Source organism: Aquabacter sp., from assembly GCF_965279295.1.
In the GTDB taxonomy this organism is placed as follows: Bacteria; Pseudomonadota; Alphaproteobacteria; order Rhizobiales; family Xanthobacteraceae; genus Aquabacter.
This window is the reverse complement of the sequence record NZ_CBDIHQ010000012.1, coordinates 221542-234918: the sequence shown is the minus strand read 5'-3', so window position 1 is coordinate 234918 and position 13377 is coordinate 221542. Positions and strand designations below refer to the sequence as shown.

Sequence of the window (13377 nt, the reverse complement as noted above, 5' to 3'; positions counted from 1 at the left end):
TGCCCCGGACAAGCGAAAGCGAAGCATGAACGCAGATCCGGGGTCCAGCGCAAAAGACCGCCGAAGGCGCTTCAACCCGCCATCGACGCCACGCGGCGATGGCGCAAACGCTCTGGTAGCGGCCAGTACGACTGTCTAGGCACGCTTGTCGCTGAGTGTCGGCTTCGCCGAAATCGTGCGCTGGCCCCCGGATCTGCGCTCCAGCTTCGCTGTCGCTTGTCCGGGGAAAGGTTGCTTTCCCTATTACCGCGCCCGCTCGCCCGCCCGCGGTAACGCACTGCAATTGCCGGGAGCAGGCTCACCCTTGAAGCGGGCGGCGATAAAGGCGTGCGCGTAGGCGGCGCCGGCGTCGAGGACGCTCTCGTGGGTCTTGCCGGGAAACACCTTGTAGGTGACGGCGACGCCGTTGGCGCAGAGGGCGCGCACCGTCTCATCGGTCCACCAGGGCAGAACCGTGTCGTCGTCGGTGCCCTGGGCGATGAAGGTCGGCACGGAAATGCGCAGGTTCGCCGGATCGTTTTGGGCGGCGATCTTCTCGACCGAAGCGAGATCCGCGTTCGGCAGGAACTGGTCCTTGGGGATGGCGGCCGCCCAATAGCTCTTGGTCACGGTTTCGGTGATGCAGAGTTGGCGGGTCACGGGCAGGTTCGCAATCGCCTGGGGCGTGAGGATTTTCGCGAGGTCGACCTCGGGATGGTTCGAGGCGAAGGATTCCAGCACATACATGGCATAGCCGAGCTGGAGCATCGGCGCGGTCGCTGTGCGCATATTTTTGACGGTAGCGGCGATATGGGAGGCCGGCGCGAACGCCGCATTGCCCACCAGTGTCAGTTCCGGCGCGTAGGTCGGCCCGATGGCGGCGGTGAAGAGGTCCGCCTGCCCGCCCTGGGAATGGCCCAGCACGGCATAGCGCGCACTAAGCGACGGCTCGATCTCGCGTGCGGCACGGATGATGTCGAGCGCGCCGCGGCCCTCGATGACACCTTGCAGGAAGGGGTGGAGACCCGGCCCGCCGAGCCCCTGGTAGTCGGTGGCGACCACCGCGTAGCCCTGCTTCACATAACCATCCAGCAGCGCCTGCTTCTGCGCCAGGAAGCCGTGCTCCGGGCTATCGGGCGTGTCGCGCGAGGGCGCGCAGGCCGCGACCATGCCGGTGGTGCCGTGGGTCCAGGTGATGATGGGCCATCCCCCCGCCGGCGGTTGGCCGGGCGGGATGGAGATGGTGCCGGAGACCGCAACGTCGGCATCCGCGAGATCCCTGGAATGGTAAAGCACAAGGACGTTGCGCGCGGCGCTCGCCAGGGCCGGCGGCCCGGTGAGCGGGCGCGTCCAGATCACCGCGCCATGGGCGGCCGGGGCAAGCGGGGACGGCGGGGTGTAGAAGGCGTCCCCCTCAGGCCCCTGCCCCACCTGCGCCGAGGCGCACCCGAGGGAGGCGGTGAGAATGCAGGCTGCGAAAAGCGCCCTGCTGAACGCCGTGATGGGCGCGGACATGACGCCTCCTCGTGTGAGGGAAAAAAGGGGGGGCTATTCCGCCGCCGCCCGCCGTGCCGGATCGTAATTGAGCGTGGGGGCGAGCCAGCGTTCGGCCAATTCCACGCTCCAGCCCTTGCGCCGGGCATAGTCCTCGACCTGGTCGCGCTCGATCCGGCCGACGCCGAAATAGGCGCTTTCCGGATGCGAGAAATACAGGCCCGAGACCGCCGCGCCCGGCCACATGGCATAGCTCTCGGTCAGTTCCAGGCCGATGCGCGCCTCGGCATCCAGCAGGGTGAAGATGGTGCCCTTCTCGGTGTGGTCGGGCTGGGCGGGATAGCCGGGCGCCGGGCGGATGCCGCGATACTTCTCGGCAATCAGGTCCGCGTTGGTCAGCCCCTCATCCGGGGCGTAGCCCCATAACTGGGTGCGCACCAGATGGTGCATGCGCTCGGCGAAGGCTTCCGCCAGGCGGTCCGCCAGGGCCTTCAGCAGGATGGCGGAATAATCGTCGTTCGCCGCCTTGAAGGCATCGGTGCGTACCTGCTCGCCAATGCCCGAGGTGACGGCGAAGCCGCCGACATAGTCCGCCACGCCGCTCGCCACCGGCGCCACAAAGTCCGACAGCGCGAGGTTGAAGCGTCCTTCACGCCGCGCAAGCTGCTGGCGCAAGGTGTGGAGCGTCGCCAGCGGCGTTTTGCGCGTGTCGTCGCGGAACAGGATGATGTCGTCGCCCTCGGCGTTCGCCGGCCAGAAGCCCACCACCGCGCGGGCGGTGATCCACTTCTCATCGACAATGCGCTTGAGCATGGCCTGAGCGTCCGCGAACAGCGAGCGGGCCGCCTCACCCACGGTGGGGTCCTCCAGGATCATGGGATAGCGGCCGACCAGCTCCCACGACTGGAAGAACGGCGTCCAGTCGATGAAGGGGACGAGGTCGGCGAGGTCGTAATTGTCGAACACGCGGGTGCCGAGGAAGGCAGGCTTGGGCGGCTGGTAGCCGGCGAAATCCAGCTTCAGGCGGTTGTCCCGCGCCTTCGCCAGCGGCACGCGCTGCTTGGCCTCGTCGGCGCGGGCGTGTGCGTCCGCGAGCTTCACGTATTCCGCCTTCACGTCCGCAGCATATTGCGCGCGGGTCGCCGGATTGAGCAGGTTCGAGACCACGCCCACCGCACGCGAGGCGTCGGTGACATAGACCGCCTGTCCGCGCTCATAGCGCGGGGCGATCTTCACCGCCGTGTGGACGCGCGAGGTGGTGGCGCCGCCGATCAGCAGCGGCACGCTGAAGCCCTCGCGCTCCATTTCGGAGGCGACGGACACCATCTCGTCAAGCGAGGGCGTGATGAGGCCGGAGAGGCCGATCACGTCGACATTCTCCTTGCGGGCGATATCGAGGATCTTCGCCGTGGGCACCATCACGCCCAGGTCGATGACCTCGTAATTGTTGCACTGGAGCACGACGCCGACGATGTTCTTGCCGATGTCGTGCACGTCGCCTTTCACGGTCGCCATGAGGATCTTGCCGGCGGCGGAGCGTTCGGTGCCGCCGTTGAGACGCTTCTCTTCCTCCATAAAGGGCATGAGATAGGCCACCGCCTGCTTCATCACGCGGGCGGACTTCACCACCTGCGGCAGGAACATCTTGCCCGAGCCGAACAGGTCGCCGACCACGTTCATGCCGGACATAAGCGGCCCCTCGATGACATGGAGCGGGCGCGCAACCTGGGCGCGGGCCTCCTCGGTATCCACCTCCACGAAGTCTGTGATGCCGTTCACCAGGGCGTGGGCGAGCCGCTTTTCCACGCTCCAGGTGCGCCAGGTGAGGTCGGCCTCGCGCTTTTCCTTGCCGGCGCCGCCCTTGAAGTTCTCGGCCAGGGTGAGCAGGCGCTCGGTGCCGTCGGCGCGGCGGTTGAGCACCACGTCCTCGCAGGCCTCGCGCAGCTCGGGCTTGATCTCATTGTACAGCGCCAACTGGCCGGCGTTGACGATGCCCATGTCCATCCCCGCCTTGATGGCGTGATAGAGGAACACCGCGTGCATCGCCTCGCGCACCGGCTCGTTGCCGCGGAACGAGAACGACAGGTTGGAGACGCCGCCGGAAATATGCGCGTAGGGCAGGTTCTCGCGAATCCAGCGGGTGGCCTCGATGAAGTAGACGCCATAGGGGGCGTGCTCCTCAATGCCGGTGGCCACCGCGAAGATGTTGGGGTCGAAGATGATGTCCTCGGCCGGGAAGCCGACCTCTTCGGTGAGGATCTTGTAGGCGCGGGCGCAGATCTGGGTCTTGCGCTCGAACGTGTCGGCCTGCCCCTCCTCGTCGAACGCCATCACCACCACGGCGGCACCATAGCGGCGCACCAGGCGGGCGTGATGGCGGAACGCCTCCTCCCCCTCCTTCATGGAAATGGAGTTCACGATGCCCTTGCCCTGGATGCACTTCAGGCCGGCCTCGATGATGTCCCACTTGGAACTGTCGACCATGACCGGCACCCTGGCGATGTCCGGCTCGGAGGCGACGAGGTTCAGGAACGAGACCATCGCCGCCTGCGAATCCAGCAGGCCCTCGTCCATGTTGATGTCGATGACCTGGGCGCCGCTCTCCACCTGGTCGCGGGCCACCGCCAGCGCGGCGGGGAAGTCGCCGTTGGTGATGAGCTTGCGGAATTTCGCTGAGCCCGTGACGTTGGTGCGCTCGCCCACGTTGACGAACGGGATCTCCGGCGTCAGCTCGAAACCTTCCAGGCCCGAGAGGCGCAGGCGGTGCGGCAACTCCGGGATCGGCCGGGGCTTATGTTTGGCCACAGCTTCCGCGATGGCGCGGATATGGTCCGGCGTGGTGCCGCAGCAGCCGCCGACGATGTTGACGAGGCCGGAGGCGGCGAATTCGCCCACCAGCGTGCCCATCGCCTCGGGGCTCTCGTCATACATGCCGAATTCGTTTGGCAGGCCGGCATTGGGATAGGCGCAGACGAAGGTATCCGCGACCCGGCCGATCTCGGCGATATGGGCGCGCATCTCTTTGGCGCCGAGCGCGCAGTTGAGGCCGATGGAGAACGGCTGGGCATGGCGCAGCGCATACCAGAAGGCGCTGGGCGTCTGGCCCGACAAGGTGCGGCCGGAAAGATCAGTGATGGTGCCGGAAATCATCACCGGCACGCGATAGCCCAACTCCTCGAACAGCCCCTCAATGGCGAACACCGCCGCCTTGGCGTTGAGCGTGTCGAAGATGGTCTCGATCAGGATCAGATCGGAGCCGCCCTCCAGCAGGCCGCGCGCCTGCTCGCCATAGGCGACCGCCAGTTCGTCGAACGAGACGGCACGGAAACCGGGGTCGTTCACATCGGGGGAGATGGAGGCGGTGCGGTTGGTGGGGCCGATGGCACCGGCAACGAACCGGCGGCGCCCGTCCTTCGCTTCGGCGAGCTTCGCCGCCGCCTTGGCGAGGCGCGCGCCTTCCACGTTCAGCTCATAGGCCAGCGCCTCCATGGCGTAGTCGGCCTGGGCGATGGTGGTGGAGGAGAAGGTGTTGGTCTCAACCATGTCCGCACCCGCCAGGAAATATTCCAGGTGGATGTCGCGCACCGCGTCGGGCTGGGTGAGGTTCAGGAGATCGTTGTTGCCCTTGACGTCCTGGCCCCAGTCGGCGAACCGCGCCCCGCGATAGCCCGCCTCGTCCAGCTTCAATCCCTGGATCATGGTGCCCATGGCGCCGTCGAGCACCAGGATGCGCTCGCGGGCTGCGGCTTGAAGGGCGGAGAGGGTTTCGGTGTGGGCAATGGTCATGATGGTCTCTTGCCTGCCTGGGGAGGCGTGCTGCAAACAAACGATGATGGGTCGCGAGGCGCTATTGGCGCTTCTTTTCGAGGTCGGCCAACCGACGCTCGATCTTATCGAGGCGGTCCTCCACTTCGGCCACGGTGTAGCGACCGAGCACGGATTCACCGATCATGGCCTGACGGAGACTCTCAATCCGCCGCGAATTCTCGACGACTTCGTCCTTGAGGCCACCGACCTCGTTTTCGAGCTTCCCGAAGCGCGTGTCGATATGGCTGCGCAATTCTCGCAGCAGCGTCAGGACCATATTGTCGGGTTCGCGCGCCATGCTCTCTTCCTTACACCGCAACGGCATGCTGCGTCGATGCTGGCGCCTCTGCCGCCTGGGCCCGCAGGCCCAGAAGGTGACAGATGGCGTAGACCAGATCGGCGCGGTTCAACGTGTAGAAGTGGATATCGCCGACGCCCTGATCAACCAGGTCCGTCACCTGCTCGGCGGCGACCGCTGCGGAGATCAGCTTGCGGGTCTCTGGGTCGTCGTCCAGCCCCTCGAACCGCTTCAGCAGCCAGTCCGGCACGCCGGCCCCGGTCTGCGCGGCAAAGCGAGAGGCCTGCTTGAAATTGGTCACGGGCAGGATGCCCGGCAGGATCGGAATATCGATGCCGGCGGCGCGCACCTTGTCGAGATAGCGGAAATAGACATCGTTCTCGAAGAAGAACTGGGTGATCGCGCGGGTCGCCCCCGCGTCCACCTTACGCTTGAGATAATCGATGTCCGCGTCGAGGCTCGCGCTCTCCGGGTGCTTCTCGGGATAGGCCGAGACCGACACCTCGAAATCGCCGATCCGGCGAATGCCCTCCACCAGGTCGCAAGCATGGGCATAGCCATCCGGATGCGGCTCATAGCGGGTGCCGACCCCGGTGGTGGGATCGCCGCGCAGTGCCACAATGTGCTTCACGCCGGCCTGCGCATAGCCGCGCACCACATCGTCGATCTCCGCGCGGCTCGCGGCGACGCAGGTGAGGTGAGCGGCGGGGGCAAGCGCGGTCTCGCGCACCAGCCGGGAAACTGTCGCGTGGGTGCGCTCGCGGGTTGAGCCGCCCGCGCCATAGGTAACGGAAACGAAGCTGGGCCCGAGCGGCGCGAGACGGTCGATGGAGGACCAGAGATTGCGCTCCATCTCCTCGGTCTTGGGCGGAAAGAATTCAAACGAAACGCGCACAGGCGCACGTCCCAGTTCCCGGCTCGCCCGGATCGGCGCGGTCATTACGCGACCTCCCTGTCGGTGTTGCTCTTTTGGATGCTGCCGGCCTCGGAGAGGACGACACGCGGGTCGCGCGCCAGCCAGATGGAGACGGTGAGGGTGCCCTCAGCTTCCGCCTCATGGGTCAAAGCGCGGTGCATCTGGGGTTCGAGACCCGCCTGCACCAGCCAGCCCGCCACGGTGTCCTCGGAGAAGCCGAGCCGGCGGTGGGCATGGGCCTCGCGCAGGAATTCCAGATCGTGCGGGGCAAAGTCGATCACCAGCAGGCGGCCTCCGGGCCGCAACAGCCGGGCCGCCTCGCGCACGGCGCGGGCGCCATCGTCAAGGAAGTGCAGCACCTGATGCACGACGATGACGTCGAAACTGTCCCGCGCCATCGCCAGATTATAGATATCGCCGTGGCGCACGATGCAATTGCGCACCCCCGCCCGCTCCAGATTGACCCGGGCGATGCCCAGCATGTCCGGCGACAGATCGACACCGACGCCACGCGTGAACTGGGGCGAGAACACCTCCAGCATGCGGCCGGTGCCGGTGCCGAGATCCAGGAACGAATCGATGGGGGCCGGCCCGAGAACCTCACGCACCTGCTGCTCCACCAGCGCCTCGGGCACATGCAGGCTGCGGATCGCATCCCAGCGCGCGGCGTGGCTGGCAAAATAGGCCTGGGCCTGGGTTTCCCGTGCGGCGCGCACCTCGCCGAGCCGCTCACGGTCGCGGCGCACCAGAGGGTCGCCCCCGTCCAGGAGACCAAGCAGCGCGGCAACCACCGCGCCGCCTGCGCCCTCGCCGGCACAACGATAGAACACCCAGCTTGCTTCCCGGTGGCGCTCCACCAGCCCGGCCTCGGCCAAAAGCTTGAGATGTCGGGAAATGCGCGGTTGGGATTGGCCGAGAATGTCGGTGAGTTCAGAGACCGTGAGTTCGGCCTGATGCAGGATCGCCAGGAGCCGCAGGCGCGTGTCTTCCCCGGCGGCTTTCAGGCCATCCAGCAGCGCGGCATAAGGTAGCGGCCAAGCTTGTGCTTGGTGGCGATCTAAGGACATAAAGATATCTTTATATTTATCCGCCAAGGAGCGCAAGCGTCCCCTCTGCCCTCAAGCTGTGGCTTCCATGGCACTGCAAAGCTGCTGCGCGTTCCACACACGGCCGCGTGCATTGCACACACCGGGACAGGACATTAAACAATTAAGGGAACGCGCAGCGCAGTCCTGAAGTTTTATGAAACGAAGGTGGGCGGCACGGGACCACGGGCGGCGCGACAGTCTGGCGCCACCAAAAAAATGTACGCCGTTTCCAATTTCGTCACGTTTCACGTTTAGCACGAGTGTCATGATGCTGCGCACCACACTCCTTACCGCCCTTGGGGCATCCCTGCTCGCCGTACCGGCTTATGCCCAGTACAGGCAGGCTCCGGTGTATTCGGCTCCGTATCATGTCTCGGCTGCGGCTGATGACGACGAGGAGACGGGAACGATCAGCCCCGAAGTTCCCTCCGCGCTGCCGTCGGGTCCGGTGCCCGGCTACAACGACCCTTATGCGCGCCCCGCCCCGCGCGGTGAATATGTGCAGAGCGCGCCAATGGCGCCGCCCGCCGGCACCGTTCAGGCCCCGACCTATGCGCCTTCCGGCTATGTCTCGGCAGCGCCGGGCCAGCCGGTTGCGAATCAGCCGGTTTCCATCGCCCCTCAGGGAAGCTACCCGCAGCAGGGCGCCTATCCTCAGGCAGCGCCGCAGGGCCAGCCCTATCCGCAGGCAGCCGCACCCCAGCAGGGTGGTTATGAAGGCTCCTACAGGCAGGACGCGCTGCTCCAAGCCGCCCGCAGCGGCGCTCCCCAGGCCGCCGTCCAGCCGTACCCCGCGCAGGGTGCTGGCCAGCCGGTCTATGTCGCGCCCAACACGGTGTCCTATTCCGTGCCTCCCGCCGGCGCGGTCTCCCCGCCGTCCGGCGTCTACGCGACCAACGCCGCTGTGGTGCCCGGCACCCGCGAGGCGCCGTCGGGTCCGCGCATCGAAAATATCGATCCCACCGAGCCTGTTGATCCGCGCTTCCAGCGCCAGACGGTCGACTACACGACCAACCAGCCGGCCGGCACGATCGTCATCGATACCCCCAACACGTACCTTTATTACGTGCTCGGCGGCGGCAAGGCTGTGCGCTACGGCATCGGCGTGGGCCGCGACGGCTTCACCTGGGCCGGCACTGAACGCGTGACCCGCAAGGCCGAATGGGCCGACTGGCGTCCGCCGACCGAGATGATCGAGCGCCAGCCCTACCTGCCCCGCTTCATGGCGGGCGGACCGGGCAACCCGCTCGGCGCGCGCACCCTCTATCTCGGCGGCACCATCTACCGCATCCACGGCACCAACGAGCCGCAGACCATCGGCAAATTCGTCTCCTCCGGCTGCTTCCGCATGCTGAATTCGGACGTCGAAGATCTGTTCGAGCGCGTGAAGGTCGGCACCAAGGTCGTCATCATGCCCAAGGGAAATGGTGGTGTTCAGGCCAACGCAGCCGCAAGTGTTGCGCCGGCCTCCCAGCAACGCTGAGGCTTGGACAACGCCATCCTGGCGAGTAGAAATCAGGGCGCGCCTCACGGCGCGCCCTTTTCTTTTGCCCGGACAGGCTTGAGCTAGGCACCTCTCCCCTACCATTCCTGTGGCTGCTGGATATGATGCCGCTGCGCGGAGCACTCGCGCGGAGTCAGATCATGCCCACCTCAATTCCAACACCCGCCTCTTCCGTCCGCGACCAGCTTTCCGCGATCAGCGCGGGGTGGGGTTGGTTCGTCGCGCTCGGCGCCGCGTTCATCATTCTCGGCTTCATCGCCCTAGCCCATCTCATGATCTCGACCTTCGCGACCGCGATCTACGTGGGCGCGCTCATGCTGGTCGGCGGCATCGTCCAGGGCATGCATGCGTTCCGCGTGCAGAGTTGGGGCCGTTTCTTCTACTGGCTGCTCTCGGGCGTGCTCTATGTGGTGGCTGGCGGCCTGGTCATGTTCCAGCCGCTGTTCGCGGTGAAGGTTATCACCCTTATGATCGGCGTTGCGCTGCTGGTGGGCGGCGTGTTCCGCATAATCGCCGGCTTGGGTTCCCGGCAATCCAAAGGCTGGGGCTTCATCGTCTTCTCGGGCGCCATTACCCTGCTGCTGGGCCTTGAGATCATGGCCGGCTGGCCGGTGAACTCGCCCTATATCCTCGGCCTGTTCCTTGGCATCGATCTTATCATCAATGGTGTGATGACCGCTATGTTCGGCCTTGCGCTGCGCAGCAAAGCGGCCTGACGATCCATGCGGGCATATCGCCTTCCGATCGCACATCGCGCCTTCGCACACCGCATCCTCACCGGTGCGGTGGCGGCCAGCCTTGTGCTGGGGGGGCTTCTCTTCGGCACCGCCGCTCCGGCCCAGGCGCAGAACACACTGACCTGCATTCAAGGGCCGGTGGTCCAGTTGCGCACGCCCAAGGCCGCCGAGGCTCTGGCGACGCGGCGCGCCCTCAACATCGTCGCCATCGGGTCGTCCTCCACCCGCGGCGTCGGAGCTTCCAGCGATGCCCGCACGTATCCCGCTATCCTGCAGGCGATGCTGCGTGAACGCTTCCCCGGCACCGACATCCGCGTCTTCAATCGCGGCGGCAATGGCGAGGATGTGCCGGAGAATCTGGCTCGCTTCGACCGGGACGTGCGGGACCTGAACCCAGATCTCGTGCTGTGGCAGGTGGGCACGAACTACGTGATCCGCAGTCCAGGCATGGGCAATTTCAGCACCCTGTTGCGCCAAGGCATCGGCTTGATCCAGTCCTGGGGCGCCGATGCGGTCATCATCGACCTGCAATATTCGCCCTGGGTGAACGACAACAAGAACACCCCGATCATGAACGCGGAGATCGCCTCGGTCGCCCGCAGCGCGAATGCATCCTCCTATCCACGCTACGCCCTGATGAAGACCTGGGCCGAGCAGCAGATGGTGCCCATGTCGCAGATGCTGATCATCGATCGGCTGCACATGACTGACTGGGCCTACAATTGCTTCACCCGCTCGTTCGCTGCCAGCCTCATTCCGGCCTTGGGCGCGCGGAGCAAGTAAGCCAGGTCTCTCAGTCCGGTCTTCTGGACTTCCTGGTCTTAAACGCCATAGGCCCGGCGCCCGCTCACGCGGGGCCGGGCCTATGTGTATCATAGGACCGATATCACGCCTTCTTTGCGGCCGGCTTCTTGGCCGCAGCCGGCGCCTTGACGACTGGAGCCTTAGCGACCGGAGTCTTTGCAGCGGGCGCCTTCACCACAGGGGCTTTGGCGACAGCGGCCTTGGCAACAGCGGCCTTGGCCGGCGCCTTCTTCGCAGGGACGGCCTTCACGACGGAAACGGGCTTGGGAGCTTCCGCCTTGGGCGCGGCAACCTTCGGGGCAGCGGCCTTAGGCACAGGAGCCTTGACGACCGGAGCCTTAGCAACCTTCGCAACAGCAGCCGGCTTCACCACCGGAGCGGTCGCATTGGGTGTGGTAGCCTTGGGTGCGGGCTTTGAAGCAGCTTTGGGCGCGGCCTTCGGCTTGGCGACGACGGGCGCGGGAGCAGGCTCTTTCGCCGCTTCGACCTTCGGCTCCTCAACCTTGGGGGCCACGGCCTTAGGCGCAGCAACCTTGGGCGCCTTGGCGGTCTTAACCACCGGCGCCTTGGGAGCAGCCGCTTTCGGCTTGGCCGGAGCCTTCACTGCAGCGGCCTCGACCTTCACCGCTTCAACCTTGGGCGCCTCGACCTTCGGGGCGGCGACTTTAGGGGCTGTAGGGTCTGCCTTCGCGACTTTGGCCTTCGCGACCGGAGCTTTCGCAGCCGGAGACTTGGCAACCGCTTTGGGCGCGGCCTTGGGCGCAACCTGGGTCAGAGCGGACGCCGCGAGGGCCCGGATCTCATCGGGTGTCACGCTCGCGGGGTTGCGCAGGGCTTTGGCGGCGATCTTGCTCACCTCTGCCCCCGTCACTTCGCTCTTCGCCATCAAAAGCCTCCGAATCCTCGCGCCGGCACACCGCCAGGGGCGAATCGCCCCGGCTACCGGCCTGCGATCCATGGCGAGAAAGATTTTCCAAATGGTTAACAGCTGGTTTCAGCCTGCGTTTCGTGCCCGCTGTCCACGATGTTCGTAGCAAAACTCAAAACGCGCGGAAGAGCGTCATGGAGCCGTCGGAACCCGGCCCTATGGTCCGCCCGGTTGAGTCGGGCGGCGGCCCGGCTTTGCGCAAACTGGAGGCTATTATGGCGCACGCGCCGGCGCGATCTGCGATATCCATCCTGTTTTCCTGCCGCGATAATGGCGGGCTGAGCCTGCTCGCGGAGGCCATTGCCAACGGCCCCGGCCACCGCCTGCGCGCCTTCAGCGCCGGCGTATCGACCACCGGTGCCGTCGATCTCGCGGCGATGGAATGCCTGCACGCGGCCCGCGTTCCGGCCGATGGGCTTTCCGCGAAACCTCTGGAAATGTTTGCGCTTTCCGGCGCGCCCCGGATCGACGTGGTGGTCTCGCTGGTAGCGGATGCGGCGGCAGAGACGGAGCGTTTCGCCGCCGATGCGGGCTGCACCGCGCATCACCATTGGAACTTCGAGGATGTTGGCACCATCATCGATGCCCACGCACGCCGGCTCGCCTATCGCCGCCTGCTGCCCGAGCTGCGCTCGGCCATCGCCATGCTCGGCCGGAGCGCGATCTGACTGCCACCCAGGCCGCGAGAACAAAGCGCGCCTATAATACCGTGCCGGCACATCGTGCCCCTATCAAAACCCACCGCCGTTAAACAAATATATCTGTCAGACTTTACTTCGGAAGAAGAAACTTCTTCAAATTTCCCCATGCCTCTCCGGAGGCAATTTCTTCGCGCGACCACTGGGAGTATGCAAGCCGGCTCAAAGTTGGAATTCTATTCCCTAAAAATGGATTTTCTATCTCACTTATTGAATGACGTGAAATGTCCCAGCAAAAATTATTTTGGCTAAGACAAATAACTGGAACACCAGCGACAACGGCATCTACAGAGGAACCACTCGTATAGGAAATCCAACACTTGGCTCTACCGAGATCATAGTTCAGACTATATCTCGAAATTTCCACACCATGAATCAACGAAAATTGGTCCCAATTGTTAATTAAATCAAGAGGATGTGGGCGAATTACGATATTCAGATTGGTATTTCTTTTGAGAAAAGACGCGACATCACACGCCCACTGGAATGCATCAATGCCATCAAGGGAATAGTCATCGTTTATCTGCGCCGCAATAATGACATTACTTCCATCAATATTCCATGGCTTGATTTCCAGATTTAATTTTTCCAATCGATCTGACGGGCAAACTTCTTCGGAAAACCTTCCACCTCGATGAACATGGTCAAACCCAAATCGCGAGTGCCACACCTCTGTTTCTCTAAAAATCGGCATTTCAAAAATCAACAAATTTATTCCGTGATTATTTCTAATAAATCTTGCGGCTCTTGTTGTCTTCTCAGACCCTTTGCGAGTAGAATACATTATAAATGCAACATCGCACGGTTCATAATCTTTATTAGATACATGAAAATCATCATTAGAAGAAAATCCAGGCACGATTACATCATATATATACTCTCTCTCGTAATCAGTTCTTGCTGTATTTAAAAATACATTTACCTTAATTTTAACTGTCATACCTACCCCCACAAAAACCATACGACACCCTCGCGACACTCGAACATTCTATCAAAACTCCGCCTCAAACCGCCATCGCAGTTGAACGTAGCTAAGCCGCGCGGCGATCATCTTTGCTCTGACCGTGTGCAGATTGCCCTTTCCGCCAAGAACGCACAGCAGAGCCTCTGGGCCTTAAATTGGC

At 64.0% G+C, this 13377-nt stretch carries 11 protein-coding genes; 4 read left to right on the top strand and 7 right to left on the bottom strand.

From position 1 onward, the window contains the following. Nucleotides 1-243 precede the first annotated feature (243 nt). The 5 genes from ADADO0_RS06555 to ADADO0_RS06535 form a co-directional block, all read right to left on the bottom strand. On the bottom strand, nucleotides 244-1494 hold the full coding sequence (locus ADADO0_RS06555) for a lipase family protein (protein WP_511304308.1): 1251 nt from the start codon (nucleotides 1492-1494) through the stop codon (nucleotides 244-246). Between the two features lie 33 nt (nucleotides 1495-1527). Beyond that, the gene (metH, locus tag ADADO0_RS06550; RefSeq protein ID WP_511304307.1) at nucleotides 1528-5259 is read right to left on the bottom strand and encodes a methionine synthase; all 3732 of its coding nucleotides are present in this window, start codon (nucleotides 5257-5259) and stop codon (nucleotides 1528-1530) included. A 61-nt stretch (nucleotides 5260-5320) separates the two neighbouring features. After that, nucleotides 5321-5578 (bottom strand): hypothetical protein, encoded by a 258-nt coding sequence (locus ADADO0_RS06545; protein ID WP_511304306.1) that lies wholly within the window; start codon nucleotides 5576-5578, stop codon nucleotides 5321-5323. Nucleotides 5579-5588: 10 nt separating this feature from the next. Beyond that, nucleotides 5589-6518, bottom strand: a complete 930-nt coding sequence (metF, locus tag ADADO0_RS06540) for a methylenetetrahydrofolate reductase [NAD(P)H] (RefSeq protein WP_511304305.1) — start codon at nucleotides 6516-6518, stop codon at nucleotides 5589-5591. After that, nucleotides 6518-7561 carry an ArsR/SmtB family transcription factor gene (locus tag ADADO0_RS06535; RefSeq protein ID WP_511304304.1) on the bottom strand — a complete coding sequence of 348 codons (1044 nt, stop codon included), beginning with the start codon at nucleotides 7559-7561 and terminating at the stop codon, nucleotides 6518-6520. Before ADADO0_RS06535 ends, metF begins: the two co-directional genes overlap by 1 nt. A gap of 289 nt (nucleotides 7562-7850) precedes the next feature. On the opposite strand from ADADO0_RS06535, the gene ADADO0_RS06530 reads away from it, so the two are divergent. From ADADO0_RS06530 to ADADO0_RS06520, 3 genes are all read left to right on the top strand, one after another. Then, entirely contained in the window at nucleotides 7851-9065 is a 1215-nt protein-coding gene (locus tag ADADO0_RS06530) for a L,D-transpeptidase (RefSeq protein WP_511304303.1), read from the top strand. A 161-nt stretch (nucleotides 9066-9226) separates the two neighbouring features. Then, nucleotides 9227-9802, top strand: coding sequence for an HdeD family acid-resistance protein (locus ADADO0_RS06525; protein ID WP_511304302.1), 576 nt, complete (start codon nucleotides 9227-9229; stop codon nucleotides 9800-9802). A 6-nt stretch (nucleotides 9803-9808) separates the two neighbouring features. Further along, on the top strand, nucleotides 9809-10606 hold the full coding sequence (locus ADADO0_RS06520) for an SGNH/GDSL hydrolase family protein (protein WP_511304301.1): 798 nt from the start codon (nucleotides 9809-9811) through the stop codon (nucleotides 10604-10606). Between the two features lie 103 nt (nucleotides 10607-10709). Here the strand turns inward: ADADO0_RS06520 and ADADO0_RS06515 are convergent, their stop codons facing one another. Next, on the bottom strand, nucleotides 10710-11513 hold the full coding sequence (locus tag ADADO0_RS06515) for a hypothetical protein (RefSeq protein WP_511304300.1): 804 nt from the start codon (nucleotides 11511-11513) through the stop codon (nucleotides 10710-10712). A gap of 257 nt (nucleotides 11514-11770) precedes the next feature. On the opposite strand from ADADO0_RS06515, the gene ADADO0_RS06510 reads away from it, so the two are divergent. Further along, nucleotides 11771-12223 carry an arsenate reductase/protein-tyrosine-phosphatase family protein gene (locus ADADO0_RS06510; protein ID WP_511304299.1) on the top strand — a complete coding sequence of 151 codons (453 nt, stop codon included), beginning with the start codon at nucleotides 11771-11773 and terminating at the stop codon, nucleotides 12221-12223. Between the two features lie 103 nt (nucleotides 12224-12326). Here the strand turns inward: ADADO0_RS06510 and ADADO0_RS06505 are convergent, their stop codons facing one another. Continuing rightward, nucleotides 12327-13193 carry a hypothetical protein gene (locus ADADO0_RS06505; RefSeq protein ID WP_511304298.1) on the bottom strand — a complete coding sequence of 289 codons (867 nt, stop codon included), beginning with the start codon at nucleotides 13191-13193 and terminating at the stop codon, nucleotides 12327-12329. Nucleotides 13194-13377: the final 184 nt, after the last annotated feature.

Coding starts and splice junctions, on each gene's coding strand:
- ADADO0_RS06530 (WP_511304303.1), top strand. CDS start 7,851: ATGCTGCGCACCACACTCCTTACCGCCCTTGGGGCATCCCTGCTCGCC.
- ADADO0_RS06515 (WP_511304300.1), bottom strand. CDS start 11,513: ATGGCGAAGAGCGAAGTGACGGGGGCAGAGGTGAGCAAGATCGCCGCC.
- ADADO0_RS06510 (WP_511304299.1), top strand. CDS start 11,771: ATGGCGCACGCGCCGGCGCGATCTGCGATATCCATCCTGTTTTCCTGC.
- metH (WP_511304307.1), bottom strand. CDS start 5,259: ATGACCATTGCCCACACCGAAACCCTCTCCGCCCTTCAAGCCGCAGCC.
- ADADO0_RS06555 (WP_511304308.1), bottom strand. CDS start 1,494: ATGTCCGCGCCCATCACGGCGTTCAGCAGGGCGCTTTTCGCAGCCTGC.
- metF (WP_511304305.1), bottom strand. CDS start 6,518: ATGACCGCGCCGATCCGGGCGAGCCGGGAACTGGGACGTGCGCCTGTG.
- ADADO0_RS06520 (WP_511304301.1), top strand. CDS start 9,809: ATGCGGGCATATCGCCTTCCGATCGCACATCGCGCCTTCGCACACCGC.
- ADADO0_RS06545 (WP_511304306.1), bottom strand. CDS start 5,578: ATGGCGCGCGAACCCGACAATATGGTCCTGACGCTGCTGCGAGAATTG.
- ADADO0_RS06535 (WP_511304304.1), bottom strand. CDS start 7,561: ATGTCCTTAGATCGCCACCAAGCACAAGCTTGGCCGCTACCTTATGCC.
- ADADO0_RS06505 (WP_511304298.1), bottom strand. CDS start 13,193: ATGACAGTTAAAATTAAGGTAAATGTATTTTTAAATACAGCAAGAACT.
- ADADO0_RS06525 (WP_511304302.1), top strand. CDS start 9,227: ATGCCCACCTCAATTCCAACACCCGCCTCTTCCGTCCGCGACCAGCTT.